Consider the following 25543-nt stretch of genomic DNA (forward strand, 5'->3'; position numbering starts at 1 on the left):
TCAGTTCGATTTTTTGTGGCGCTCATACCAGGCCAGTATGGGTTGGGTGCTCAGGCCATGGACCAGAATGCTCAGGGCCACCACCGACAGCGTGATATCGATGCACAGCCGGACCAGCTCTGGCTGCAAATCATGGTTCACCGCATAGAACAGATAAAACAGACTGCCAATGCCACGTATGCCGAACCAGCCAATCAGCAGCCGTTGCGGTGTGTCCAGCAGCCGCCCCCATGGCAGTACCCACAAGCTCAACGGACGAATCACGGCAAACAGCAGGCCGCCGATGACCAGCGCCCGCCAGTCCCAATGAGTGGCAAGCACCACCCCCAACAGCGTCACCAAAAACACTTCCATGGAACGCTCCACCAGACTGCCGAAGGCGAGCATGTCACTCATCATGACGCCGGCGGCCACCTGACCATCCTCCAGAGACTCGGCGTCACCCCGGACCGCGTCCCGGGGGGTAACCGCTTCGTGCCCCACCACCGGTTGCACCAGGTGTTCGGCCGGAAGTGAGTGTTCATCCGTCGATTGCACCTCGGCCTGGCGCAGGCCCAGGCCAGCGGCGAACACCGAAAGAAAACCATAACCCTGGAGGGCTTCGGCCACGACATAGGCCAGGGCAATCAGTGCCAGGGCCAGGTAATCGTTGGGCGAGAGCGTGCTGTCGGCGTTCTTGATGCGCATCGACAGGGTCAACCAGCCGATACCCCGGCCCATCCAGTAACCGGTGAGCAAACCGACCGGCACCGCCCACAGCACATCCTGCAGCATCCAGTCGCTGAGAAAACCAAGGCCGTCCTCGCTCAGCAACAACAAACCCAGAATCACAAAGGGGAAGGCCGTGCCGTCGTTCAAACCGGCTTCCCCCGACAGGCCAAACCGCACCTGATCGTCATCCCGGGCATCGTTGACCTGCACCAGCGCGGCAAGCACCGGGTCAGTCGGCGCCAGGATTGCCCCGATCAACACCGACACGCCCCAACCGAGGCCGAACAGAAAATGCAGTATCAGGCTCAGGCCCGCGATGGTCAGGATCATCACCGGCCCGGCCAGGGTATAAGCCACGCGCCAGCTTCGGTCCTTGAGGGGCAAGCGTAACTTGAGGCCGCTGACGAACAACGAAAACACCACCGCGACTTCCGTGAGGTGTTCCATCCAGGCCGAGGAGTCGGCAATGTCCAGCCTCAACAGCTCCAGGCCCGCCGGCCCGATGGCAACGCCCAAACCCAGGCAGATCGCCGAGGTAGTCACCGGCAGCCAGCGCAGGTAGGAGGACGTCAGGGCCAAGGTCAGCAATACGGCGCCGAGCACCGCTACCCATACCGTAAAAATCATTGCTGCTCCTTGGATAGCGGACAGGTCAAACAGGGGAGCCAATGTTCGGCTCCTGTCAGTGATTCGAGCGCCGCAGCGAAGCAGGGGTTCCCATCGAAGCGGTACGGCCCCGTTTGTCCGGTGGCATTTCACCCCAAGGGAATTTTTCGTCATTCCCGGCGCTCTGCAAAAAGAGAGACGTGTTGATTCAGCGTCCTGCCGAGAACCCAAGAGGCCCTTATGACTGCGCTGACACCCCTCCAATCCCGGCCTGCCACCGAGCATTCATTCACAGATGCCGGGAACGTGCGCCAATGCTATGAACGGCTGCTCCATGGCCCCGACGATGCTGAAAAGCAGGCCATCGTCCAGGCCTTCCTCCAACAATGCGTGGGGCAAGCCGCGGCACTGCCCCTGGAGTTGCCCGACGACCTCACGGCCCTGCAAACCTGGGTCGAACAACACAGCGCCGGTGTGGCCGGCCAGTACGCCGAGTATCTGGAGCGGCGCAAAAACGCCGGGCCGCGTGAGTTTTTCACTTGCAAGGCCCACGCCTTGTATTTCCTGCAGGCGGTGGCGCCGACCAAACGGGTGGATGGCGCGTGGTTGTATGGCGTGCTCAAGCATTGGCACGACCATCGTTTCGAAGGCCTGCTGTGCACCTATCTGGAAGAGTTGGGCGACGGCAACCCTTCGCAAAACCATGTGGTCATCTATCGCAAGCTGCTCGCTGAACACGACCTGTCGGACGCGCCGGACATTGAAGACGAGTGCTACCTGCAAGGGGCTGTGCAATTGGCCCTGGGCTATGCCGGCGATGAATACCTGCCTGAAGTGATCGGTTACAACCTGGGTTACGAACAATTGCCCTTGCACCTGTTGATCAGCGCTTATGAGCTGACTGAGCTGGACATCGACCCTTACTACTTCACCCTCCACGTCACGATCGACAACGCCAGCACCGGTCATGCCCACAAGGCCATCCAGTCGCTGCTGCAACTGATGCCGATGGAGGCGGACCGCGAAGCCTTCTGGCGCCGGGTCACCCTGGGTTATCGCCTCAATGATCTGGGCCAAGGCAGCCGAACCATCATCGAGTCGTTCGACCTGCATCGCGAAGTGCTGGACATGCTCGAACGCAAACGTCCGTTCGGCCAGCACATGCATTCCGATTACTGCAAGTTCGAAGGCAAGACCGTCAATCAATGGCTCGCCGCACCTGGACAACTGGAGGGCTTCCTGAGGGCGATGCAAAACAAAGGCTGGATCAAACGCCATGAAGATCCGCAGAACAGCCGGTTCTGGACGCTGATCGAAGGGGCGGGCGCGGCCATGTTCGGGGTGTTCAGCCCCTATGAAAAACAGTTGCTGCACGACTGGATCGCCGGTGACTGGCTGAAGGAGGGCGCCAAGAAGGTCCCTCGCCGCGTCCACGGCGCAGCGGGGGAACCGCCGACGCCGATCGAGGACCCCGATGTACAGAGCCTGCAACAGACCCTGCGCGGCCAAGCGCCCGATGCGCAGATGCAGACCCTGATGCCGTGGCTTTCCGCACGCTGCCACAGCCATCCGGCCGGCCTGCTGGCGACTCGTCGTTTCATCGAACTCAAATCCGCGCTGCGCTAGGAGCCCGCATGAATCAGGAAGAACGCCTATCAGAAACCGACCTGGCGCTGTTGCAATTGGGCCGACGCCTGCAAGCCGACGGCTATCGCTTCATTACCCCGACACCGCTGACCCACGAACGCGTCAACCAACGGCCTGGTAATGAGCGCTCCAGGACCCTGAGGGATGTGTTCGGCTGGTCGCGCCCGTTTGCCCCGGGGCTGATCAGCGCCGACGAGCAGCGTCAATTGCAGGAAGCCGAGGTGCTGGAAGCGCGCGATGGGCTGCTGCATAGCCGTGTGCGCTGGTCGAGTCTGGACGGCCTGTTGTTCGCTCATTCGCAATTTCCCACCCAAGCCAACGACGCGGTGTTTTTCGGCCCCGACAGCTATCGTTTCGCCCAACTGATCCATACTTATCTGCAACAGAACTTCACGGCAATACATCGGGCCGTGGACATTGGCTGTGGCGCCGGTGTCGGGGCGCTGGTCATTGCCCGCGCCCGGCGCGAGGCTCAGGTGCTGGCGGTGGACATCAATCCAATGGCCCTGCGCCTGAGCGCGGTCAACGCGGCGCTGGCCGAGGTGTCCAACGTCGAGATCGCCCGCAGCGATGTGCTCCAGGATGTAGAGGGCGACTTCGACCTGATCGTCGCCAATCCGCCGTACATGGCCGACCCCAGCGAACGGGCCTACCGCCATGGCGGTGGCGCACTGGGCGCCGGGCTGTCGCTGCGCATCGTCGAACAGGCCCTGCCACGGCTGACGCCCGGTGGCTCGCTGGTGCTCTACACCGGCGTGGCGATGGTCGATGGTCGTGATCCGTTTCTCGAGGCGCTTGAGCCTTGGCGCGACTCGCCGGATTTCGGCTGGACCTACAAGGAATTGGACCCGGACGTGTTTGGTGAAGAACTGCTCACCCCGGGTTACCAGGACGTAGAAAGGATCGCCGTGGTGGCGTTGGTTGTAACCCGCATCGGCGCGGGTATCGGAGGGACTATCGATGAACAGGCGACTGAAGTTCGGCATTGAAGAGGAGTATTTCATCACTGATCTGCAAACCCGTTGCATGCCGGATCAGCCCTCGACAGAGGTGGTCGCGGCGTGCCAGGCGCTACTGGGCAAGCATTTCGCCCATGAAATGTTCCAGTGTCAGATCGAGATGGCGTCGCCTGTTTTTCGCAACCTGGCCGAGGCGGCCGATTACCTGGCCCAGGTGCGCGCAGGCCTGACTCAGCGCTTGGCCGCCCATGGCCTGGGCCTGCTCAGCGCCGGCTCGCATCCCATGGCGACCCAGGGTTTGCAGCCCACCGATGAATTGCACTTTCAGCAACTGTTCGACGATTACCAGCGGGTGGCCCGCCGTAGTGTGGTCTCGGGCCTGCATGTGCACGTAGAGGTGCCGGCCAATAAGGACCGGATCCGGGTCATGAACGAAGTGCTGCCCTGGCTGCCGATGTTCCTGGCCCTGAGTGCTTCTTCGCCCTTCTGGAACGGCGCCTACAGCGGGTTCAGCAGCTACCGTCAGGTCGCTTGCGATGAATGGCCGCGCATGGGTGTGCCAGAGTACTTCGAGGACGAATCGGCGTTCGCCGGCTACGTAGACATGCTCATGCGCACCGGATCCATTCGCCAGCCCAGCGATTGCTGGTGGGTGATGCGGCCTTCGTCGCGTTATCCCACGTTGGAGCTGCGAATCTGCGATGCCTGCCCGCGCGTTGAAGATGTCCTGTGCCTGGCCTCGCTGTTTCGCCTGATGGTGGCTCATGCCATTGCACAACCTGCGCCCGGCGCGCACTTCAGCCTGACCTCCCACTGGATCCTCAAGGAGAATCGCTGGCGGGCCAAACGTCATGGAACCCTGGCCGAGTTCATCTGCGAGGGCCAGGAACAGCCGATGATGATCGGGGAGTGGATCACACTGGCGGAGCAAACCTTTGGCGAAACGGCCGCCGCGCTGGGTGTTGAGGATGTGTTCAAGCAGGCACGGCGTATCGTCCAGGAAGGCTCCAGTTCCGATCGGCAAATCGTGCTCTACGAACAGGGGCTGTTGCTGGGTGACTCCACCGAGCACGCCTTGAGCAGGGTGGTCGATCAATTGTTGGCCGAAACCGCTGGGATGCCCGTGGCCGACCCGTCGCTGTTGCAAGTGGCAGGTGGTCCATGAGCAGCAAGACCCTGGAGGATTACAACCGGATGCGTGACTTCGCCGCCACCCCGGAACCGGCGGCCAAGCGTTCACGTAAATCGGCGAAAACCGCTCATGCCTTGCAGTTCTGTATTCAAAAGCACGACGCCTCACGGCTGCATTATGATTTCCGGCTGGAGCTGGACGGTGCGCTCAAGAGCTGGGCGGTGCCCAAGGGGCCGTCCCTGGACCCCAAGGTCAAGCGCCTGGCAGTGCATGTTGAAGACCATCCGCTCGATTACGCGACCTTCGAAGGCAGCATCCCCGAAGGTCACTATGGTGCCGGCGACGTCATTGTCTGGGATCGGGGCGTGTGGATTCCCCAGGGCGATGCCCACGAGACCTATGAAAAAGGCCGGCTCAAGTTCGAATTGCAAGGGGAAAAACTCAGCGGCCTGTGGAACCTGGTGCGCACCCACATGCCCGGCAAGCAGGAGCAGTGGTTCCTGATCAAGCACCAGGACGCAGCGGCACGCCCCGAAAGCGAGTACGACGTGGTCCAGGCCGAGCCGGACAGCGTGCTCAGCGATCGCAGCATTGTGCCCAAGCGCCGTGGCAAAGCAGCCGCCCAGGTCAAGGCAGTGGAGCAACCGAAAAAGGCCGCCAAGCCCAAACCGTCCAAAAAAACCTCGTCCACCACCCTCAGCGGCGCGGTGGCCGGGCCAATGCCCGAGACACTCAAACCGGAACTGGCCACATTGGTGGACAGCGCGCCTGACGGCGACTGGCTCTATGAAATCAAGTTCGACGGTTATCGCGTGATGGCCCGCATTGAAAACGACGACGTCAGGCTGATCACCCGCAACGGCCATGACTGGACCCACAAGCTGCCCAAACAGGCCGAGGCCCTGGCCGGATTAGGGCTGGAATCAGCCTGGTTGGACGGCGAAATGGTGGTGGCCAACGACCAAGGCGTACCGGACTTCCAGGCCCTGCAAAACGCTTTCGACGCCGGCAGCAGCAACAAGATTGCCTACTACTTGTTCGATCTGCCTTACCTCAATGGCATGGATCTGCGCGAGGTGCCCGTGCAAGAGCGGCGGGCCGCGTTGGCGGCGGTGCTTGCGAGCAACAAGAATCCGCTGTTGCGGTTCTCCGATGCCTTCGAAGAAACCCCTGAAGCCTTGCTCAACAGTGCTTGCCAAATGCAGATGGAAGGATTGATCGGCAAACGCATGGGCAGTGCCTACGTGTCCCGGCGCAGCAACGACTGGATCAAGCTCAAATGCAAGAATCGCCAGGAGTTCGTTGTCGTCGGTTTCAGCGACCCCAAGGGCGCCCGCAATGGCTTCGGCGCCTTGTTGCTGGGGCTGCACGATGCCGACAGCGGGCAACTGCGCTATGCCGGCAAGGTCGGCACAGGGTTTAACGAGAAAACCCTCAACAGCATTCACCAGCAATTGTTGCCCCTGGAAAGAAAAAAGGCCGCCGTGGTCAACCCACCCACCGGATACGACGCCAAAGGCGTGCATTGGCTGGAGCCGACGTTGCTGGCTGAAGTGGCGTTTGCCGAGATGACCAAGGACGGCTCGGTACGCCACGCCGTATTTCATGGTTTGCGCAACGATAAACCGGCGAAGGCGATCACCCAGGAGCTGGCCAAGCCCGTGAAAAAGACCGCGAAAAAGACCGCGAAAAAGACTCAAGCGCCGGCCATGGACGGCAAGGTGCGCATTACCCACCCGGAGCGGGTCATCGACTCCAGCAGCGGCACCACCAAGCGGCAACTGGCCGAGTACTACGCCAGCGTCGCCGAATTCATCTTGCCGGAATTGGCCGATCGCCCCGTGGCCCTGGTCAGGGCGCCGGACGGCATTGCCGGTGAGTTGTTTTTCCAGAAAAACGCCGAGCGTCTGGCGATCCCCGGCATCACCAGCCTGGACAAATCCGTGACCGGGCACCCGGTGATGATCATCAACAATGCCGAAGCGCTGATCGGCGCGGTGCAGATGAGCACGGTGGAGTTGCACACCTGGAATGCCACTTCGGTGAACCTGGACAAGCCTGATCGCTTTGTGCTCGATCTTGACCCGGATCCGGCGCTGCCTTGGAAAAGCATGGTGGAAGCGACACAACTGACCTTGTCGGTGCTCGATGAACTGGGACTCAAGGCGTTTCTCAAGACCAGCGGCGGCAAGGGCATCCACATTGTCGTGCCCTTGACCCGTAAGTTGGGCTGGGACGAGGTCAAGGGCTTCAGTCATGCGATTGTCAGCCACATGGCCAAACTGCTGCCGGATCGCTTCTCGGCGGTCTCCGGGCCAAAGAACCGGGTAGGGCGGATCTTCATCGACTATCTGCGTAACGGTCTTGGCGCCACCACGATCTGCGCCTATGCCGCGCGAACCCGTGAAGGGTTGCCGGTGTCGGTGCCGATCTTTCGCGAGGAAGTGGCCGAACTCAAAGGCGCGAATCTGTGGAACGTGCACAACGTCCATGAGCGCCTGGCACAAGTGGGTCACGAGCCGTGGGCGGACCTGAAGAAGACCCGCCAAAGCATCACCGCCGACATGCGCCGACGCATTGGCATGAAAAAGACCGAGAAGTAATCTTGTTCGGTGCCTCCCGACTGTCAACTCACCGGAACGCGCAGGTATTCCGGCTGCAAGACGTTGAACCACAGCAGGATCATTTCCACCAGGATGGTCACCAGCACCAAGAGGCCGACGCCCCACACGCTGGCCGAGTACAACAGACCTTGTTCCTTCTTGATGTTCATGAACTTGGGCAGGCCAACAAACAGCAAAAAGGTCGAGTAGGCCGACGCCATCGCCAGTGCGATCACTGCCAGCCAGCGGTTGGGGTAAAGCCCGAAGATCCCGGCCAGGAAGTAAGGCGTGGCGGTGTAGGCAGCGAAACCAATGCACTGGTTGATCGTCGGGCGGGCCTCGAAGGTGCGCGACATCCAGCGAATGAACAGTCCCATGAGCATCACGCCGGCCACGATGGTCAGGTACAGCAGCACACTCAGTTGAAGGGCGCTGGCCGTGCTTAGCCGTACCGTTTCGTTTTCAGCCAGGCTCCAGCCGGTCCAGGTGGTCCCAATGAACAGGCACACCACGGGAATCAGGGCGAGTAACAACAGGTGAGCCAGATAGTGGCGCGGGTGAGCTTGTTCCTGCTCGCGGATGTCTTTCCAGGCAAACTCGGGGTGGGTGAACAGTTTGACGAAAGGGGCGGACATGACGACCTCCTGATCAGTACAGCCTCTGGTGAGGCCCATACGGATTTGAGGTACAGGATCGGTCGCGGGTTCATTTATTTGGAGTGCCCGCGGGGGCGCGATCCGAAGGAATGAATCAACACGGCCGGGGTCAATCCATCAGATCCCTGAAGGACTGTATGCCATGACCGTTGCTTGCTCTCTGGTTGATTACTTGCGTGAACACGGGCTGCGCCTGACGACCGCCGAGTCCTGCACAGCCGGTAAGATTGTCACCCTGCTGGCCGAGGTGCCGGGCAGCGGCGCGCTGATCGAAAGCGGTTACGTGGTGTATTCCCCAGAGGCGAAGCAACGTTTGCTGGGGGTTAACCCGTGCACCATCGAGACCTTCAATCTCACCAGCCGTGAAGTGGCCGAAGAAATGGCCCTCGGCGCGCTGCGCGACGCCAATGCCAACGTCGCCGTGGCCACCACCGGCATTCTCGGGCCGGATGACATGGACGGCATTCCGGCCGGTACCGTCTGTTTTGCCTGGGCGTTCGACATGCGCGGCGAGCGAGCGCTGTTCAGTCGCCAGGAGAGGTTTTTCGGCAGTCGCAACCAGGTCCAACGGTGGGCCGCTGAGCATGCGCTTGTGCAATTGCGGCACTTTCATCAACGCGCGCTGGCGGGTGAGCGCAGATAGGAGCCCCCATGACCCCTCCCACTGAATCCGAGGAGTTGCGCAGCCGCCAGTTCCCGGTCCGCGAAGACATGGTCTACCAGCTCAAAGTCTGGCGTTTCGAGCGGGTGGGTTGGTACGTGTTGGTTTTGCTGGTGATCCTGACGTTGCTTGGATTGTTCTCTCGCGGCCCGTTGAGCACTCGAGATGTACACAGCGGCGATGGCCGACTCGGCGTCGAGTACGAAATGTTCCACCGCAACGGTTCTACCAACCCCATGGTCATCCATCTGAAGGGGCAGCCCAATGCCGTGCTGGAGGTGGAACTGGTCGGCCAGTGGCTGGAGGGTTTCGAGGTGCAAACCCTGCAGCCCCAGCCCGTGCGCTCGGCGAGTGCGGAGCGGGGCCTGAAGCTTTGGGTCCAGGCGGATGCCAAGGGAGAGGCCAGCCTTTATCTGTCACTGCTGGGCGATGGGCTGGGGCTCTATCACAGTCGTATTGCCACGCCCGGGGGCGCGACGGTCAGTTTCGATCAATTCATTTTTCCCTAGGTGACGTATGGACTCTGTGCTGCGGGCTGCCGCGATCTATATGGCGTTGCTGGTACTGTTCAAGATCGCTGGGCGTCGCTCCCTGGCGGACATCACCACGTTTGATTTTGTTCTGCTGATGATCATCGGTGAGGCCACTCAGCAGGCGTTGCTGGGGGACGATTTCTCGTTGACCAATTCGTTGATGGTGATCGTGACGCTGATTGCCATCGATGTAGGCTTGTCGTTGCTCAAGCAACGCTCCCAATGGGTCTCGCAACTGATTGACGGCGGCCCGACCATTATTGTGGAGGATGGGCGAATACTGAAGGCACGCATGCGCCATGCCCGACTCATAGAAGAAGACATCATGGAAGCGGCACGGTCGAGCCAGGGGATCGAGAGGCTGGAGCAGATCAGGTTCGCGATTATCGAGCGTAACGGCAAGATTTCGGTGATTGCCAAGGAGTCGTAATCCCCTTCACATGATTTATGGCGAGGGCTAAATCCCCTCGCCACAACAGCTGCGTATCACTGCTTGACTCACAGGATCGGCTTGCCGCCCGTAATCCCATACCGGGAACCGGAAATGTAGCTCGCCTCATCCGAAGCCAGCAGTACATAGATCGGCGCCACTTCCACCGGCTGGCCAGGACGGCCAAGGGGCGTCTGGGAGCCGAAGTTCTGCACTTCTTCCTCAGGCATGGTGGCGACAATCAGCGGTGTCCAGATCGGCCCTGGCGCCACGCTGTTCACCCGGATGCCCTTGGGCCCGAGCATCTGCGCCAGGCCGCCGGTGAAGTTGGCGATGGCGCCTTTGGTGGTGGCGTAGGCCAGCAGAGTCGGCTTGGGCATGTCGGAGTTGACCGAACTGGTGTTGATGATCGAGCCACCCGCTTTCATATGCGGGACGGCGGCCTGGCAGATCCTGAACATCGAGGTGATGTTGATATCAAACGTGCGCACCCACTCTTCGTCGGGGATGTCTTCCAGGGTTTCGTGGGTCATCTGGAACGCGGCGTTGTTGACCAGAATGTCGATATGCCCGAAACGGGCGACGGTTTCGTCGACGATCTTGCGGCATTGGGCCTTGTCTGCCAGGTCGCCGGGCAGCAACAGGCATTGGCGACCGGCCTGTTCCACCCAGCGGGCAGTCTCCCTGGCGTCTTCATGTTCGTCCAGGTAGGAAATGGCCACGTCCGCGCCCTCGCGGGCGAAGGCAACCGCTACGGCACGACCGATGCCGCTGTCGGCGCCCGTGATCAAGGCAATTTTGCTTTCCAGGCGTCCAGAACCGGTGTAGCTCTGTTCTCCGCAGTCTGGATATGGGTCCATCTTGCGTTGAGTGCCGGGCACCGGTTGGCTTTGTTTGGGAAAGGGAGGGGTAGGGTAGTCAGTCATGACATTCTCCAGGCTGGATGTATCGTCGATGGAGGGTGGACTGTGGGCCTTCAGGCAGAGTTCGGTCGGATTCCGGGGCCGGTCGATGAGCGCGAGGTGCCTTGCGATCGACATCGACTTAATGTGGGGCGAATGTGAATAAGGAGCAGGCCATATGTTCAGTCACATACAAATCGGCGCGCGGGACCTGCCAGCAATGGTCGCGTTTTATGATGCCGTGCTGGGCTGCCTCGGGTTGGTACGCCTGCCCAGCGAAAACGACTCGGGGCCGCCGGGAGAAGGCTGGCATCGACCCGGCAAGCGTTGGCCCCAAGTGTTCGTTCAATTGCCGTTCAATGGTTTGCCCGCGACTTGGGGCAATGGCATGCAAGTGAGTTTTGCCGCCGACTCACCGCACACCGTGCACGCCGCCTGGGCGCAGGCCATCGCCCTGGGCGGCACCGACGAAGGCCCGCCGGGCCCGCGTCCCCAGTACTCGGAAGGGTACTTCGGGGCGTACTGCCGGGATCCGGAGGGGAACAAGTTATGTTTTGTTTATGCGCCGGATATGTGCGATTAACTGAGCATCCTGTTGCTGGAGTGGACCTATCTGTGGCGAGGGGATTTATCCCCGTTGGGCTGCGCAGCAGACCTAAAACGGATCGCTCGGTGTGTCAGGTTAATCTCATGGGCTTTTCATTGGGGCTGCTGCGCAGCCCAGCGGGGATAAATCCCCTCGCCACAGATGTGTTCCAGTCAATCGGAGTGATCAGCCCCTGGCCTTCAAGCTTCGCTCCATCCGCGCAAGCCCTTCCTCCAGCAGCGCCCGTGGGCAGCCGAAGTTCAAGCGGACGAACTGCCCGGCATCGTCGCCAAAATCCAGTCCGGCGCTCAGGCCGACCTTGGCGTCTTTCAGGAAGAAGCCCTGTGGGTCGTCCAGCCCCAATCCCGAGCAATCCAGCCAGGCCAGGTAAGTACCCTGGGGTACGGTCATGGTGATGCCTGGCAGACGGGTCTTTACGGCGTCGACCAGGTAGTCGCGGTTGGCTTGCAGGTAGGTTTTCAATTCTTCCAGCCACGGCCCAGCTTCGCTATAGGCCGCGCGGGTCGCTTCAAGGCCCAGGGCGTTGACACTGTCGACCATGCCGGCCCGGGCACTGTTGACCCGCTCGCGGACCTTGGCGTTCTGGATGATGGCGAATGAAGTTTTCAGCCCGGCAATGTTGTAGGCCTTGCTGGCCGACATCAGGGTGATGGTGCGCTCGGCAATCTGCGGGCTGAGGGTGGCGGTGGGGATGTGTACACGACCGTCGAAGCACAGTTCGGCATGGATTTCGTCAGAGATGATCCAGGCATTCTGTTCCAGGCAGATGTCCGCCACGGCCTTGAGTTCTTCCCGGCTAAACACTTTACCCAGCGGGTTGTGAGGGTTGCTCAGCAACAGTGCGCCGCCGCCGTGCAACGCATCACGCAGCGCGGCCAGGGGCGTGTGGAATTCGCCGTTGAGCGGGTTGAACGGCAGTTCCACCTTGTTCAGTTGCCAATGGGCGGGGGCATGGCGCAGCGGCGGGTAATTGGGCACCTGTACCACAACGTTCTGCGCAGGCTCCACCAAGGCGTGCAGCGCCATGTTGAACCCTGGTTCGACGCCTGGCAGAAATACAATCTGCTGGGGTTCGACACGCCAGGCGTACTTGTTCCAGAGGTCCGCAACGATGGCGGTGCGCAGCGAGTCCTGGGCCACGCTGTAGCCGAGCATCGGGTGTTCGAGGCGTTTGTGCAGCGCGTCGATGACCACCGGCGGAGCAGGAAAGTCCATGTCAGCCACCCACATGGGCAACACATCGGCGGGGTAGCGACTCCACTTGGTGCTACCGGTACCGTGGCGCTCCAATACCGTGTCGAAATCGAAAGTCATGGTGGTTCCATCAGGTCTGGGAATGAGATGGCGAACATCATAAAGCAAAGATCAATGAAAAAAGGAAGGTGGCGCAGTGCCACTAATCGCAGGTAATCGGCTACAGTTCCATTCCGAGACGCCGATAAGGCCTGAAGCCAGTATTGGTAACGGACCCTCCAAGCCCCCGAAAAGGACAGCCCTCATGACATCGCCCGTGCGCTTTAACGATCACCACCGTAAAGCTGATCGCATCATGCTGGGGCTGCTCTGGCTCACTTTTGTCTACTCCCTGTGCCTGGCCTTCTTGCACTCCACCTTCAGCCAGGCGCTGCTGATAGGGGCGACGACCTGCCTGCTGACCACCGTGCTTTATCGTGGCCTGAGCGGCACTCGGTCCATGCGTTGCATCATTGCCGTGGCGCTGATGGTCATGGCCGCCTTGCACATCAACCAGACCCGTGGCGTGATCGAGTTCCATTTCGGGATTTTCGTACTGCTGGCGGTCCTGACGTTTTACCGCGACTGGCTGCCGATCGTCGTGGCGGCGGCAACCATCGCCATTCACCACGTCGGTTTTCACTGGCTTCAGCATCAGGGTTATCCGGTGTTTGTCATGGCCAACCACGGCGGCTGGACCATGATTTTCATTCACGCCTTCTACGTGGTGGTGGAAAGCGTGATCCTGATTTACCTGGCGAACCAGAGCCTGGCCGATGCCACGGAAAACCAGGAGGTGCTCGACAAAGTGCTGGCCGCCGCCATGCAGTTGAGCAGTGACACCCAGACCCAACGTAACCCAGGAGACAAAGTTTCTTCGGCCGAGCGTTTCGATCATTTCCTGCAGCAAATCACCAACCTGGTAGACGGCGTGGTGCGCGATACCCGCAACCTCTCGGACTTGGGCGAGGATCTTTCTCAGGTCGGCCAGACACTGGAACACGGCGCCCGGCATCAGCTTAATGAAGTGGCGCAGATGAGCGGCGCGATTGGCCATCTGGTCCAGGCCATGGACAGCATTGCCGGGCATGTCGACCAGACGGTTCAACGCGCCGGTCAGGCCAGCGAACAGGTCAACCGCGGACGCAGCACGGTTGACCAGACCCGCGAGGAAATTGTCGAGTTGGCCGGTCGCCTCAACCTGACCAACGAAACCGTGCAAGGCCTGGCCGAGCAGGCGCAACAGATCGGCCAGGTGCTGGACGTCATCAACAGCATCGCCGAACAAACCAACCTGCTGGCCCTCAACGCCGCCATCGAGGCCGCCCGGGCCGGGGAGCAGGGACGCGGCTTTGCGGTGGTGGCGGACGAAGTCCGGAGCCTGTCGCAAAAGACCTCGACGTCCACCACCGAAATCCAGCAGATCATCGCCAAGCTGCAACAGGGCAGCCGTCAGGCAGCCCTCGCCATGCAAGACAGCCAGGAAGGGGTACAGCGCTGCGTATCGGCCAGCCAACTCGCCTCGCAACTGCTGCATGCGGTGGTGGAAGACATCGCGGCGATCAACCACTTCAACGACCTGATCGCCAGCACCACCCAAGAACAGTCCGAGGCGTCGATGGGCATCAATGAGCGCTTGCAAAGTGTCCAGACCGTGGCTGAGCGCAACGCCGACAACATCGGCATTTTGACTCGGAGCAGCCAGTGCCTGCCGCCGTTGGCGGAACGCTTGGCGGCGTTGGGGCAGGCGTTTCATCGCAAAGGTGGGGCGGTTTGACTGGCTTGCTTCGCGCTGGCGGATACACAAGTGCAGGGCGGATTTCACGCAAGGCAGCTTCGTACTGACCCTGCATCGGCAGTGCCAACAGACATGGGGAGTTGTTCCTGGAGCTTTTGGCGTTAAAAGTTGACGGAGGTAAACGGAATGAGCAAAAACCAAGCCGATCAGGTGCACTGCTATCACTGCGAGGGGGACTTTACGGGGTGGGAGCATGTGCCTCCGCAAAGCTTCTTTTTCAAGGGCGAACGAGGCGGGTTGATCACTGTTCCATCCTGCGATTTGCATAACCAAAAAAAGTCCAAGGATGATGAGTATATTCGTGCGATTTTACTCTCTTCTGCCAAGCTCGACGATAAGCCGCATCTCGCCCCCCTGAGAGATGTTCACGAGAGGGCGTTGTGGCATGCAGGTAACCGTTTGGGTGATTGTATTAAGGATAAACAACAGGCCAAAAAAATTTTAGACATCATCGAAAAGCATACGGGTGATCCTGTCGCTGGGATGAAGAGCTTTTCAGATATGGCGCAGGCAGGAATTGGCACCGGTTTGTTGGGTTTGTTAAGTGTCGACCTGAAAGATGAAACCATTGTGGATGCAAACGGTGAAGAACAACAAACGAGCTCATTTGTTTATGATCGACAAAGATTTGATAACTTCTTCGAGTGTATTGCAAAAGGACTGTTTTACCATGAGGCAAAGTGGACGTGGTTGGGCAAGGTTATTTTATTGCCACACACCTTCCTTAGAGACGATGCATCTGACGCAGAAAAAAAGCTCAGTGATCACTTTCGTCAGATGTTGAATCGCCAGTCTGCCAAAGGGGAGCATAAAGAGGTGTTTTTTTATGATGTGCTCACCGTCGTCGATCCTGACACTAATGATCCAGAAAAATACATTATAAATTTTTGCTTTTTTGACACTTTTGAGTTTACTGCAGTGCTTTCAAAAGAGAATTTCATTCCCTATAAATTTGCTGCTAAGTGAAGGTTTGCAGTATCCGATGGGAGTCTGTCTGGAGCATTGAGACATCGGCCCAGTGCAGCCACTGTAAATCACCTTGAATCGGGCAACTATTCCGGCGGATCCGGCAAGCGGATCTGTTCTTCGCTCCACATACTTTCACGACCCTGAGACCCTGCCACGGATGTATGCGCGTGGCAGGCCTGTCTGGTCGAAAACATGTGTGTGAGTGTTTGATATGGAAAACAACGCTATCCGGTTTGCCTGCAACGGCTGCGGGATCTGCTGCAAAGGCCGTCTGATTCCGCTGACACTGGCGGAAACCAGACAGTGGCTACAACGGGGGCATGAGGTGGCGGTGATACTGGAGGCGTTTGATGAGTCGACGTGGGTTTCGCAACCTCATCAGTTCACTCACAGTGCCCAGCGAGCCGTGGAAGTGACCAGCGGCGAGGCTAGGATCCGGGTCGTTGCGGTGTTGGCGGGCAACGCGTTGGAACAATGCCGGAATCTCGGTGACGACGGCCGTTGCGGTATCTATGAGGAGCGGCCACTGGTCTGTCGAATCTACCCGATGGAAATCAATCCCTTCATTGCCTTGGACCCCGGAAACAAAATTTGCCCTCCTGAAGTCTGGGAGGAGGGTGACATCTTGTTCACCGACAGGGTGGTTGATCCGCTCCTGGCTGATCAGATCGAGCGCTCCCGTCAGGCTGACAGGGACGACGCCCACGCCAAAATTGCACTGTGTGAGGCCATGGGGCTGAACGTTGCGGCGTGGAAGGGTAACGCGATGGCCGTGTATCTGCCTGACCGAGCGCAGTTGCTGGAGACCTTGGATCGCTACGACTGCGGAACAGCTGCTCCAGTAGGTCCGGATTGGAAGGTGCGGGTCGACGCCCCGGCATTACGCCACCAACTGCATCAAAAAGGGGTGGCGTTGGACGATCAACCCTCAACCGATTACATCTTCCACCGGCTGTAGGCTCAAGCGGGAGTCATCACTTTGGGCATGCTGCGCTTCTGAAACATCTTGTTATATCTAGCCATGCGCGACGGGCGTCACGGACGGCTCGTTGAATCGTGCAAGAAATTGCGCCGATCAGGCAAGCGACTCGAACCGCCGGCCCTCCATACTGCGGCCATGCTGACCCTGTTTGCGTAACGGCGAAGGTCATTCGCGGTTGCCCCGTGGGCAGCGATGGGGCTGATGGTTTAAGGAGTTGAAGGTGCAACCCAATACTGAACACGACCAAACCGCTGGCGATATCAACCGCCTGGCCGTCGCGGTCAGCCAGATTTTATCCAGCGAAGGCGATCGGGTTACCGACATTCCTGGCTTGAGCCTGCATCGGCGCCAAGCGGTCACCGCCCCCATGCACTGTATCTATGGCTTGGGCATTGGCGTCACTTTGCAAGGCCGCAAGCAAGCCATGATAGGGGACGAAATCCTGACCTATGTGCCTGGCCAGTCCATGGTGACCAGCGTAGATCTACCGGTTATTTCACATATCTCTCAGGCCAGTGCCGCCAAGCCATTTCTGGGCATGATGCTGAGATTTGAAAGCGCCACGGTGATGCAAGTGGCTGAGCGTATGCACCTGTCCCAGCGCATGAAAGATGGTGCGTTTCGACCGATTACCGTGCAACCCCTGGATGTCGGGGTGCTGGATGCCCTGATGCGTTTGGTGAATCTGCTCAGAGAGCCCCAATTGTTGGAGGCGGTGGCTCCGCTGATCAAGGAAGAAATCATCGCTCGCCTGTTAAGCGGTTCCCACGGCCCGCAGTTGCTTCATGTGGTCACCGCCGGCTCGCCCAGCCAACACATTGCCAAGACCGTCGCCTGGTTGAAACTCAATTTTCGTCAGGCATTGCGCATGGACGATTTGGCGGCACAAGCGCACATGAGCCCTTCTACCTTTCGTCAGCACTTTCGCGCCGTGACAGGAATGAGCCCGCTGCAATACCAGAAGCAGCTGCGGCTCCAGGCGGCCCGGCAGTTGATGCTCAGCCAGAACGTCGACGCCAGCAGTGCAGGGGGGCAGGTTGGGTACGAAAGCGCTTCGCAGTTCAGTCGCGAGTACAGCCGCCTGTTTGGCGAGCCGCCGCAACGGGATATCAAGCGCATTCGTTTGTAACAGGGCGCAGGTCTGGCGGTGCAGCTACCAGACGTGCCTCACGTTGCTGTTACGCCATCTTGAACGGCAACTCCCGCAATGGCTTGCCCGTAAGACTGGCGATGGCATTGGCAAAGGCCGGAGCCAGCGGCGGCAGGCCGGGCTCGCCCATTCCCGTGGGCGGTTCGGCGCTTGGCACGATGTGCACGGCAATCTCCGGCATGTCGGTGATGCGCGGCACGCTGAAGTCTGCAAAGTTGCTCTGCTGCACGACGCCGTCCTTCAAGGTGATGGCGCCACCGGGCAGGCACATCGACAATCCCATCAACGCGGCACCTTGCACCTGAGCCTCGACACTGCGCGGGTTGACCACCAGGTTGCAGTGCACACCCGCGGTCACTTGGTGCAGCACCGGGCGACCGTCCTGTAGCGAAGCTTGCACCACGTAAGCCACCACCGAACTGAACGACTCATGCACCGCCACGCCCCAGGCATGCCCAGCCGGTAGCGGGCGTTTGCCGTATTCGCTCTTGTCCACCGCCAATTGCAACGCAGCGCGATGGCGCGGGCTTTGATCGGCGAACAGTTTCATCCGGTAGGCCACCGGATCCTGCTTCGTCGTACGGGCGATCTCATCGATCAAGGTTTCCATCACAAACGCCGTATGGGTGGACCCTACGCTGCGCCACCACAGGATGGGGACGTTGACGTTTGGGTGATGGACCGTCAGGCGCATCGGCAGCGGATAAGGATCACGCATCCCTTCCGTGGCGGTGGGGTCGATGCCGTTTTTCACCCGGCCACCAAACACGGTGCCGGTGAGAATGGATTGCCCGACCAGGGCGTGATCCCAGGCCAGGACCTTGCCGCTTTCGTCAAAACCGATGCGCGCGCGGTGCAGTTGCATGGGACGGTAGTAGCCGCCCTTGATGTCGTCTTCCCGGCTCCAGAGTGTACGGACGGGGGCATTGAGCCCCGCAGCACGGGCGGCCTTGGCCACCTCGCAAGCCAGCACGACGAAGTCGCCTGTGGGCACGCCACGCCGGCCAAAACCACCGCCGGCCGTCTGCACATTCATCTGGATTTGCTCGGGTTTGAGGTTCAGTACCTTCGCGGCCGCTGCACTGTCGCCGCCGGGAAACTGCGTACCGACCCACAGTTCGGCGCGGCCTTCGTTGAGCTCACCGTACAGTTCAACGGCTCCATGGGGGCGTGAGCCAGATAGGGGAATACGAACTCGGCTTCCAGTTGATGCGTTGCGGTTGCCAGCGGCGTCATGTCGGCATCGAAGCGCAGTGGGCCGGGTTGACCGGCCAGCTCCCGGTACTGGAGCAATTGTTTTTCGCTGTCCACCTTTTCGACGGACGCCAGGTCCCACTCCAGCTTCAAGGCATCGCGGGCGAGCTTCGCCTGCCAGTACCCATCGGCGAGCACCGCGACACCTTCAGCGCCACCGTCCAGCGGCACGCGCAGCACAGCTTTCACGCCCTGGGTGGCGCGGGCGGCGCTGTCATCCAACGAAGCGATTCTGGCACCGAACACTGGCGGGTGAGCAACCACGGCAGTGAGTTGCCCAGGCAGATGCATATCGATGCCGAAGTCCTGCTGACCGCTGCTCTTGGCCTTGGCATCGATGCGCGTGGTGGCATGGCCAATGATGCGAAAGTCCTTGGGGTCCTTGAGCGTCACCTTTTCGGGCACCGGCAGCGCCATAGCGGCCTCGGCCAATTCGCCGTAGCTGGCTTTACGGCCCGCTGGGCCGAGTACCGTACCGGCCTGGGTGCTCAGGCTGTTGGCGTCGACGTTCCAGCGCGCGGCCGCCGCGGCGAGCAGCATGGCGCGGGCGCGCGCGCCCAGTTCGCGGTACTGGGTATAGCTGTTCTTGATCGAATTGGAGCCACCGGTGAGGTGCATACCAAAGATCGGATCCTGGTAAGCCGCGTCACCGTTGCCGTTGCGGGCTCGCACCAGACTCCAGTCGGCATCGAGTTCTTCGGCAAGAATCATCGGCAGGCTGGTCTGCACGCCCTGGCCGAACTCCAACCGGTTGATCGTCACGGTGACTTCGCCGTTGGGCGCGATCTGCACGAATGCCGACGGTTGCTGATTCGGCTTGAGGGGCGCTGTCACGCCGCCGCTGGCTTCTTGCGCCAGGGCCAGGTGAGGAAACGCACCCAAGGCCAGGCCGCCGATGCCGACGATCTTGAGGAAACTGCGGCGGGGAAGGGTGGTGAGGCCCTCAGCCTGATCACGCTCAAGCATGTGCTGCAAAGCGCGGGGGATCTCGTCTGGAAAAATCTCGTTCAACATGGCGAACTCCGGTCAGGCAAGGGTCTTGGCGGCATCGGCCACAGCCACGCGGATGCGCGCGTAAGTGCCACAGCGGCAAATGTTGCCGGCCATCGCCGAATCGATTTCAGCCGCCGTAGGCTGCTTGCCCTTGGGTTGGGCTTTGAGAAACGCCGTCGCGCTCATGATCTGGCCGCTCTGGCAGTAGCCGCACTGCGCCACGTCGTGTTTGACCCAGGCCTCATGCACGGCGGTGCCGACCGGGTCACTGCCATCGGTGGCCGCTTCGATGGTGGTGATCTTCTTGCCTTGGGCGGCGGCAATTGGCGTTACGCACGAACGAATGGCCTGTCCATCCAGATGAACGGTGCAGGCGCCGCATAAGGCGGCGCCGCAGCCAAACTTGGTGCCGGTCATGCCCAGCGTGTCGCGCAGGGTCCAGAGAATCGGGGTGCCTGGGTCTACGTCGACCGTATATTCACGGCCATTGATGTTGAGGGCGCTCATAGCGGTTCCAGCTCCGGAAGGTTTGGCTCTGGTTAACTATAGGAAGCAATTCGGGGGGCTGATTGCATAATCCGCGCGGATGATTGCCCAATCGTGCGAATCGGCCGACGTTGGGCAAGCGCTATAGAGAGCCAGGAGAGTTTCACGCAAGTTCCACTCCCTGGCCCTGAATGGCGCTGGACGCTTACATCAGGGGAATGCTGTAACTCACGATCAAGCGATTCTGGTCCTGGTCGCGAGCCACTTCACTTCGGGACATCGCGTTGCGCCAGCCGAAACCCAGGTTTTTCAATGTACCGCTCTGGATCACATAGTCCAGGGAGATATCGCGTTCCCATTCACTGGCGTCCTGGCCGCTGGCGGTCTGGATATTGTCGCCCTTGAGGTACATCACCGACGCCTTCAAGCCCGGAACGCCAAGCGCTGCGAAGTCGTAGGCATACTGGGCAAATGCCGTGCGCTCACCCGCCTGGATGAACGTCTGAATGGTCCGGTCGGTGTAGAGGTAAAGGCTGGCGCCGGCTTCGCCTTTATCCACCAGGCCACCCTGGTTGAGTTGGACAAAGTTGCTGTCTTCGGACACGCTTTGATAGCCGGCGGTAATGGCATGGCCACCCAGCGAGTAAATGAACGCCGCGCTCCAGGTATCGTTGTCGATTTCGCCGCTACCGTCCTTGGTGTAACCGCCCAGTTTGTAACCACTGGCGCGACCGGCGGCGCTGCTGTTCTTGCCGTCGGAGGTGGTCTTGAAGTAGCGCAAGTCGGTTTTCAGCGAGCCGTATTCGCCCAGCGGCAACATATGCAACAAACCGGCGAAGTGCTGCTGGTAATAGTCTTCGAGATTGGCGTAGTAGTACTGCGCAGTCAGATCCTTGGTCAGCTTGTAGTCGCCACCGGCAAAGGTAAATTTATTGCTTTCCTGGCTGCCGCCCGCCACCGCCAGCCCTGCGCGGTCACTCGATGCACGCCCGGTGGCGTGCTCCAGTTGGCCGGCGGTGAACGTCAGGTTGTCAATTTCATTGCTGGTGACTTGGCCACCTTCGAACGTTTGCGGCAGCAGGCGGCCATCGTTGGACACCAGGATCGGCAGTTTCGGTTGCAAGGTGCCGTAGCGCAGCTCGGTCTTGGAGACACGCATCTTCGCCGTTGCGCCGAGACGAGCCCATTGGTCGGCAGCCTTGTCACCGTCGTTGGGAAACATCGAGCTGCCTACATGGCGACCCGCGCCGCTGTCGAGTTTCAAACCCAGCAGGCCGATGGCATCCAGACCAAACCCCACAGTGCCGTCGGTGAAACCGGACTGATAATTGAGCATGAAGGCCTGGCCCCATTCCTCAGTCTTCGAGGGTGCGGCGGTACCGTCACGGTTGTCATTGTTGAAGTACAAATTGCGCAAGCTCAAGTTGGCTTTACTGTCGCTGATAAAATCAGCAGAGGCCAACGGGCTCAGGACAATACTCACGCCGCCGGTTAATAAACTCAGTACGTTGAATAGAGCTTTCATCAGGACGAACTCCAGCGCGGAACCTCTGTTCCGGGCACAGTGAAAAGGCAGCAGGAAGCCCTCGGCCAATCACATGACTGGCCGATGCGGTCAATAACTCGTTAGAAAATCTTCAATAAATAGAGTGGGGTAGGGATTAAATCTCCAAAGCAAGCCATCAGTGAAAGTCCCTGGGTTATCAGTCGATCAATCCATGAGCGTCATAAAACGGATACGGTCCGGCATACTCGCCAAACACGCCGTTATGGGTCACCAGTGCCTGCCCCTGCCAGTGGTGCAGCAGATACCCGGGCGGTTCCAGATTGAAATGCGCGGGAGCGGTGGGCTGTAGGTCCAGGACGATTTGATGCGAGGTACCGGGGCACACGCAACTCAGGCTGCCGCCGAAACGCCGTTGCATCGGCCGATGCAAATGCCCGCACAGCAAGCGCTCCACCTGCGGGTGTCGGGCGATGACCTGCTCCAGTGCCGCCGCGTTGATGAAGGGTTCACGGTCCATATGGCCAATGCCGCTTACGAACGGCGGGTGATGCAGCACCAATAGCGTCGGCGCATCGGGGCGGCAGGCCAGTTGTTCATCGAGCCAGCGCAATTGGCTGTCCAGGAGTTGACCGCCATGGGCGCCGGGGATGGTGGAGTCCAGGCCAATAAGGCGTATCGGATGCTCCTCCACCACCCAGTCCAGGGGGGCGTCAGCCCGTATCGGCAGGTAGCGGTGGTCGGCAAATGCCGCCCGCAAATGCTCGCGATTGTCGTGGTTACCAGGCACCAGGTAGCAAGGCATGTGCAGGCGCGCCAGTTCAGGGTGCAGCGCGGCATATTCATCAGGGCGGCCGAAGTCCACCAGGTCGCCACTGACCACCACGATGTCGGGACGCGGCACCTGGGTGTTCAAATGATCAACCGCGCGACGCAATGCAGCGAGGGTATCGACAACGCCGTAAGTCAGTTTTTGCCCGGCTTTAAGGTGCAGATCACTGATCTGCGCGATGAGAAACGGATGATTCAAAATAAGCCCTCTGAAAACACAACGATCACGATGACAGGGTGAACAGCGCTTGTGGTTCGACGGCCAGGGCAATCAGGGCGCCGGGGGCGTGGATAGCGCTATCGGTGCTGTCCACCAGCAAAGGTTGAGCCGCCCCCACATCCACCAGCAGACGGCTTTGAGCCCCCTGGAAAAACTGGCCCACCAGACGCCCGTGCAGATGGCCTTCGCTGTCCATCACCCGCAAATGCTCGGGGCGGCAATAGACCGTGGCGGGCAAGTCGGCGTCATTCCAGGGCAACTCACCGCCACTGACTTTCAGGCCATGGGGGGTGTGCTCGATCACCGAAAAAGCATTGAGGTTGCCGACAAAACGAGCGACGAAAGCGTTGGCAGGCTGCTGATAGATGTCCCGCGGGCTGGCCAGTTGCGCGACGCGGCCGTGCTCCATGACCAGGATGCGATCCCCCAGTGCCATGGCTTCGCCCTGATCGTGGGTGACGAACACGGCGGTAATGCCCAAACCGCGCAGCAACTGGGCCAATTCGCTGCGCAGGCGTTCACGTAACTGCGCGTCCAGCGCCGCCAACGGTTCGTCGAGCAACAACACCCGGGGCCTGGGTGCCAGGGCACGGGCGAGGGCGACCCGCTGGCGCTGGCCGCCGGACAATTCGTGAATGCTGCGCTTGCCGTGATCCTGCAAGCCGACCAGTTCCAGCAACTCCGAACAGCGCTTGTTGCGCTCGGCGGGGGACACACCGCGAACTTTCAGGCCATAGACGATGTTGCCGGCCACATCCAGGTTGGGAAACAGCGCATAGTTCTGGAACACCATGCCCACGTCGCGACGTTCGATGGGGAGGCGGGTGACGTCACTGTCGCCAAAAAGAACCTGGCCCACGTCCGGGCGCTCGAGGCCTGCGATCAGGCGCAGGGTGGTGGTCTTACCGCAACCGGACGGGCCGAGGATCGCCAGGGTTTCTCCAGCCTCAATGGTCAGGTCCAGGTCATGTACGGCAACGGTGCCGTCAGAGAACGCCTTGCGACAACCCTTCAGGCGAATAGTGGTTCCGCTCATCGATTTGCTCCATGGGAAAGGCGCGCACTGATGGCCTGCAATGCAACAAGCAGCGGCACAATCATCAACAGGAATATAAGGGTGTAAGCACTGGCGACTTCCAGCCTGGCCGAGGCATAGCTGTCGGCCAGGCCCACCGGCAAGGTTTTGGTCATCGGGGTGTGGAGCATCCAGGTCAGGTTGAACTCACCCAACGACAGGGTGACGACCATCAAGACCCCGGCGAGAATCCCTGCCCGACAATTGGGCACCACCACGCTGAAGAAGCGCCGGATCGGCCCGGCGCCCAGGCTGGCGGCGGCTTCTTCCAGGACCGGCAGGTGCTGGCGTTGCATCACCGCCATCACCGGTCGCACCAGAAAGGGCAGGGTGAACAGCACATGGCCGACGAGAATGAATAACCAACTGCTGCGAAACCCGCCGAACTGACCATAGGTGAGCAGCAATGCCAAGGCACTGGCCAGACCCGGCATCGCCACCGGCAATACCATCAGTTCCTCGAACGCACGGCTGAAGCGGTTGTTCATCCGTACCAGTGCGTAAGCCGCCGGCACCCCCACCACACAAACACACAGCGCACAGGCGACGGCCAACTGCAGGGACAGCCAGACCGTCGGCGAATACGCCTGCCAGACTTGCACCAGCCAGTCGAAGGTCAGGCCGCTGGACAAACCCTGGAAGTAATTGCGCGTCAGCCCGGCCAGCAGCGACATCACCACCGGCACCAACATGAATGCGCACACCAGCAGGGTAAACGCCAGTTGCCCGACAAACAGGGTTGAGCGTTTCACAAGACTGTCCTCGAATTTTTGGCCAGCCGCCGGGCCAGCAACAGGACCGCCCAGGTCACCAGCCCCAACACCACCGACAGCGCAGCGGCCACGGCGAAATTGGCGTAGTTGGTAAACACGTTGTAGATCGCCACGGGCGTCACGTTGAGCCGGGTACCCAGGGTAAAGGCGGTACCAAACGCGCCCATGGAGGTGGCAAAGCAGATCGCCCCGCAGGAGACCAATGCTGGCGCCAGGCCGGGAACAATGACGTCACACAGCACACGCCAATGATTGGCCCCCAGTGAACGAGCGGCCTCTTCCAGGCTGCGATCCAGGCTTTCACAAGCAGCCATCACCGTAAGGATCACCCGCGGAATCGAGAAGTACAGGTAGCCGATGCACAAGCCCATCAACGAGTAGGCGAAAATCCAGCGCTCACCCACCAGGGCCAGCCCCAGGGTGGCGAACAAGCCTTGGCGGCCGGCCAGCAGGATCACCAGGAAACCAACGACCACGCCGGGAAATGCCAGCGGGAAGGTCAACAAAGCGACAAGTACCGAACGGCCGAAGAAACGCTGGCGACTGAGAAAAAAACCACTGAAGCCGCCCACCAACAACGCCGCAAGGGTCGTTGCCAGGGCCAGCAGGCAGGTCTGCACCAGGCTGCCCAGGTATTGCGCGCTGCTCAGCACCTGCCAATAGCCGCTGTCGCTGCCATCGCGACGTTGCCCACCGAGCAAGACCAGGTGCGCCAGCGGCAACAACCAGAAGGCGAACAGCACCGCCGCCGCGGGCGCAAGCGCCCAGGCAGCGGTCGGCCGCAAGCGCGGCACCATGGCCCAGCCCGAGCGTACGTCCCGGGCTTTT

General features: G+C 60.4%; 22 protein-coding genes and 1 pseudogene. 12 read left to right on the top strand and 11 right to left on the bottom strand.

The window, feature by feature from the left end:
* Positions 1-1338, bottom strand: a complete 1338-nt coding sequence (locus AAIS01_RS05850; RefSeq protein WP_343468212.1) for a cation:proton antiporter — start codon at positions 1336-1338, stop codon at positions 1-3.
* A gap of 219 nt (positions 1339-1557) precedes the next feature.
* On the opposite strand from AAIS01_RS05850, the gene AAIS01_RS05855 reads away from it, so the two are divergent.
* From AAIS01_RS05855 to ligD, 4 genes are read left to right on the top strand one after another with little or no spacing between them, the layout of a single operon-like run.
* Positions 1558-2943 (top strand): iron-containing redox enzyme family protein, encoded by a 1386-nt coding sequence (locus tag AAIS01_RS05855; RefSeq protein WP_343468213.1) that lies wholly within the window; start codon positions 1558-1560, stop codon positions 2941-2943.
* Positions 2944-2951: 8 nt separating this feature from the next.
* Complete coding sequence (locus AAIS01_RS05860; RefSeq protein ID WP_343468214.1) at positions 2952-3953, top strand: methyltransferase; 1002 nt, start codon at positions 2952-2954, stop codon at positions 3951-3953.
* Complete coding sequence (locus tag AAIS01_RS05865; protein ID WP_343468215.1) at positions 3925-5088, top strand: carboxylate-amine ligase; 1164 nt, start codon at positions 3925-3927, stop codon at positions 5086-5088. Before AAIS01_RS05860 ends, AAIS01_RS05865 begins: the two co-directional genes overlap by 29 nt.
* Complete coding sequence (gene ligD / locus AAIS01_RS05870) at positions 5085-7658, top strand: DNA ligase D (RefSeq protein ID WP_343468216.1); 2574 nt, start codon at positions 5085-5087, stop codon at positions 7656-7658. Before AAIS01_RS05865 ends, ligD begins: the two co-directional genes overlap by 4 nt.
* Before the next feature lie 23 nt (positions 7659-7681).
* Here ligD and AAIS01_RS05875 read toward each other — a convergent pair whose 3' ends face one another.
* The gene (locus AAIS01_RS05875; RefSeq protein ID WP_343468217.1) at positions 7682-8293 is read right to left on the bottom strand and encodes a Yip1 family protein; all 612 of its coding nucleotides are present in this window, start codon (positions 8291-8293) and stop codon (positions 7682-7684) included.
* 163 nt (positions 8294-8456) lie between these two features.
* Between AAIS01_RS05875 and AAIS01_RS05880 the strand changes: the two genes are divergently transcribed.
* From AAIS01_RS05880 to AAIS01_RS05890, 3 genes are read left to right on the top strand one after another with little or no spacing between them, the layout of a single operon-like run.
* Entirely contained in the window at positions 8457-8957 is a 501-nt protein-coding gene (locus AAIS01_RS05880; RefSeq protein ID WP_343468218.1) for a CinA family protein, read from the top strand.
* An 8-nt stretch (positions 8958-8965) separates the two neighbouring features.
* Positions 8966-9484, top strand: coding sequence for a hypothetical protein (locus AAIS01_RS05885; protein ID WP_343468219.1), 519 nt, complete (start codon positions 8966-8968; stop codon positions 9482-9484).
* A gap of 7 nt (positions 9485-9491) precedes the next feature.
* Positions 9492-9938 carry a DUF421 domain-containing protein gene (locus AAIS01_RS05890; RefSeq protein ID WP_343468220.1) on the top strand — a complete coding sequence of 149 codons (447 nt, stop codon included), beginning with the start codon at positions 9492-9494 and terminating at the stop codon, positions 9936-9938.
* A 68-nt stretch (positions 9939-10006) separates the two neighbouring features.
* On the opposite strand, the gene AAIS01_RS05895 is transcribed toward AAIS01_RS05890, so the two are convergent.
* The gene (locus AAIS01_RS05895) at positions 10007-10864 is read right to left on the bottom strand and encodes an SDR family oxidoreductase (protein ID WP_343468221.1); all 858 of its coding nucleotides are present in this window, start codon (positions 10862-10864) and stop codon (positions 10007-10009) included.
* 154 nt (positions 10865-11018) lie between these two features.
* On the opposite strand from AAIS01_RS05895, the gene AAIS01_RS05900 reads away from it, so the two are divergent.
* Complete coding sequence (locus AAIS01_RS05900) at positions 11019-11423, top strand: VOC family protein (RefSeq protein ID WP_343468222.1); 405 nt, start codon at positions 11019-11021, stop codon at positions 11421-11423.
* A gap of 189 nt (positions 11424-11612) precedes the next feature.
* Here AAIS01_RS05900 and AAIS01_RS05905 read toward each other — a convergent pair whose 3' ends face one another.
* On the bottom strand, positions 11613-12761 hold the full coding sequence (locus tag AAIS01_RS05905) for a MalY/PatB family protein (RefSeq protein WP_343468223.1): 1149 nt from the start codon (positions 12759-12761) through the stop codon (positions 11613-11615).
* A 988-nt stretch (positions 12762-13749) separates the two neighbouring features.
* Here AAIS01_RS05905 and AAIS01_RS25650 point away from each other — a divergent pair.
* The 4 genes from AAIS01_RS25650 to AAIS01_RS05925 all read left to right on the top strand — a co-directional run bounded on the left by AAIS01_RS25650 (position 13750) and on the right by AAIS01_RS05925 (position 17558).
* Positions 13750-14457: a methyl-accepting chemotaxis protein gene (locus AAIS01_RS25650; protein WP_431191908.1), complete on the top strand. Its 708-nt coding sequence runs from the start codon at positions 13750-13752 to the stop codon at positions 14455-14457.
* Between the two features lie 147 nt (positions 14458-14604).
* Positions 14605-15444 carry a hypothetical protein gene (locus tag AAIS01_RS05915; RefSeq protein WP_343468225.1) on the top strand — a complete coding sequence of 280 codons (840 nt, stop codon included), beginning with the start codon at positions 14605-14607 and terminating at the stop codon, positions 15442-15444.
* A gap of 214 nt (positions 15445-15658) precedes the next feature.
* On the top strand, positions 15659-16405 hold the full coding sequence (locus tag AAIS01_RS05920) for a YkgJ family cysteine cluster protein (protein ID WP_343468226.1): 747 nt from the start codon (positions 15659-15661) through the stop codon (positions 16403-16405).
* Positions 16406-16649: 244 nt separating this feature from the next.
* Complete coding sequence (locus AAIS01_RS05925) at positions 16650-17558, top strand: AraC family transcriptional regulator (protein ID WP_343468227.1); 909 nt, start codon at positions 16650-16652, stop codon at positions 17556-17558.
* 49 nt (positions 17559-17607) lie between these two features.
* Here AAIS01_RS05925 and AAIS01_RS05930 read toward each other — a convergent pair.
* The 7 genes and pseudogenes from AAIS01_RS05930 to AAIS01_RS05960 form a co-directional block, all read right to left on the bottom strand.
* Positions 17608-19847: pseudogene (locus tag AAIS01_RS05930) on the bottom strand (xanthine dehydrogenase family protein molybdopterin-binding subunit).
* Positions 19848-19859: 12 nt separating this feature from the next.
* Positions 19860-20333: a (2Fe-2S)-binding protein gene (locus tag AAIS01_RS05935; RefSeq protein ID WP_343468228.1), complete on the bottom strand. Its 474-nt coding sequence runs from the start codon at positions 20331-20333 to the stop codon at positions 19860-19862.
* Positions 20334-20517: 184 nt separating this feature from the next.
* Positions 20518-21837 (bottom strand): OprD family porin, encoded by a 1320-nt coding sequence (locus tag AAIS01_RS05940; protein ID WP_343468229.1) that lies wholly within the window; start codon positions 21835-21837, stop codon positions 20518-20520.
* Positions 21838-22015: 178 nt separating this feature from the next.
* Positions 22016-22846: a phosphodiesterase gene (locus tag AAIS01_RS05945; RefSeq protein WP_343468230.1), complete on the bottom strand. Its 831-nt coding sequence runs from the start codon at positions 22844-22846 to the stop codon at positions 22016-22018.
* 25 nt (positions 22847-22871) lie between these two features.
* Positions 22872-23903 carry an ABC transporter ATP-binding protein gene (locus tag AAIS01_RS05950; RefSeq protein ID WP_343468231.1) on the bottom strand — a complete coding sequence of 344 codons (1032 nt, stop codon included), beginning with the start codon at positions 23901-23903 and terminating at the stop codon, positions 22872-22874.
* A complete protein-coding gene (locus tag AAIS01_RS05955; protein ID WP_343468232.1) occupies positions 23900-24694 on the bottom strand; it encodes an ABC transporter permease in 795 nt (264 codons plus the stop codon). Before AAIS01_RS05955 ends, AAIS01_RS05950 begins: the two co-directional genes overlap by 4 nt.
* Positions 24691-25512, bottom strand: coding sequence for an ABC transporter permease (locus tag AAIS01_RS05960; protein WP_343468361.1), 822 nt, complete (start codon positions 25510-25512; stop codon positions 24691-24693). The genes AAIS01_RS05955 and AAIS01_RS05960 overlap by 4 nt, the downstream gene beginning before the upstream one ends.
* Positions 25513-25543 lie beyond the last annotated feature (31 nt).

The organism is Pseudomonas halotolerans, assembly GCF_039581215.1.
GTDB lineage: Bacteria > Pseudomonadota > Gammaproteobacteria > Pseudomonadales > Pseudomonadaceae > Aquipseudomonas > Aquipseudomonas tehranensis.

What these genes read in the sequence shown, in the direction of transcription:
- AAIS01_RS05850 (WP_343468212.1), bottom strand. Translation starts at nt 1,338, where the DNA reads ATGATTTTTACGGTATGGGTAGCGGTGCTCGGCGCCGTATTGCTGACC.
- AAIS01_RS05855 (WP_343468213.1), top strand. Translation starts at nt 1,558, where the DNA reads ATGACTGCGCTGACACCCCTCCAATCCCGGCCTGCCACCGAGCATTCA.
- AAIS01_RS05860 (WP_343468214.1), top strand. Translation starts at nt 2,952, where the DNA reads ATGAATCAGGAAGAACGCCTATCAGAAACCGACCTGGCGCTGTTGCAA.
- AAIS01_RS05865 (WP_343468215.1), top strand. Translation starts at nt 3,925, where the DNA reads ATGAACAGGCGACTGAAGTTCGGCATTGAAGAGGAGTATTTCATCACT.
- ligD (WP_343468216.1), top strand. Translation starts at nt 5,085, where the DNA reads ATGAGCAGCAAGACCCTGGAGGATTACAACCGGATGCGTGACTTCGCC.
- AAIS01_RS05875 (WP_343468217.1), bottom strand. Translation starts at nt 8,293, where the DNA reads ATGTCCGCCCCTTTCGTCAAACTGTTCACCCACCCCGAGTTTGCCTGG.
- AAIS01_RS05880 (WP_343468218.1), top strand. Translation starts at nt 8,457, where the DNA reads ATGACCGTTGCTTGCTCTCTGGTTGATTACTTGCGTGAACACGGGCTG.
- AAIS01_RS05885 (WP_343468219.1), top strand. Translation starts at nt 8,966, where the DNA reads ATGACCCCTCCCACTGAATCCGAGGAGTTGCGCAGCCGCCAGTTCCCG.
- AAIS01_RS05890 (WP_343468220.1), top strand. Translation starts at nt 9,492, where the DNA reads ATGGACTCTGTGCTGCGGGCTGCCGCGATCTATATGGCGTTGCTGGTA.
- AAIS01_RS05895 (WP_343468221.1), bottom strand. Translation starts at nt 10,864, where the DNA reads ATGACTGACTACCCTACCCCTCCCTTTCCCAAACAAAGCCAACCGGTG.
- AAIS01_RS05900 (WP_343468222.1), top strand. Translation starts at nt 11,019, where the DNA reads ATGTTCAGTCACATACAAATCGGCGCGCGGGACCTGCCAGCAATGGTC.
- AAIS01_RS05905 (WP_343468223.1), bottom strand. Translation starts at nt 12,761, where the DNA reads ATGACTTTCGATTTCGACACGGTATTGGAGCGCCACGGTACCGGTAGC.
- AAIS01_RS25650 (WP_431191908.1), top strand. Translation starts at nt 13,750, where the DNA reads ATGGACAGCATTGCCGGGCATGTCGACCAGACGGTTCAACGCGCCGGT.
- AAIS01_RS05915 (WP_343468225.1), top strand. Translation starts at nt 14,605, where the DNA reads ATGAGCAAAAACCAAGCCGATCAGGTGCACTGCTATCACTGCGAGGGG.
- AAIS01_RS05920 (WP_343468226.1), top strand. Translation starts at nt 15,659, where the DNA reads ATGGAAAACAACGCTATCCGGTTTGCCTGCAACGGCTGCGGGATCTGC.
- AAIS01_RS05935 (WP_343468228.1), bottom strand. Translation starts at nt 20,333, where the DNA reads ATGAGCGCCCTCAACATCAATGGCCGTGAATATACGGTCGACGTAGAC.
- AAIS01_RS05940 (WP_343468229.1), bottom strand. Translation starts at nt 21,837, where the DNA reads ATGAAAGCTCTATTCAACGTACTGAGTTTATTAACCGGCGGCGTGAGT.
- AAIS01_RS05950 (WP_343468231.1), bottom strand. Translation starts at nt 23,903, where the DNA reads ATGAGCGGAACCACTATTCGCCTGAAGGGTTGTCGCAAGGCGTTCTCT.
- AAIS01_RS05960 (WP_343468361.1), bottom strand. Translation starts at nt 25,512, where the DNA reads ATGGTGCCGCGCTTGCGGCCGACCGCTGCCTGGGCGCTTGCGCCCGCG.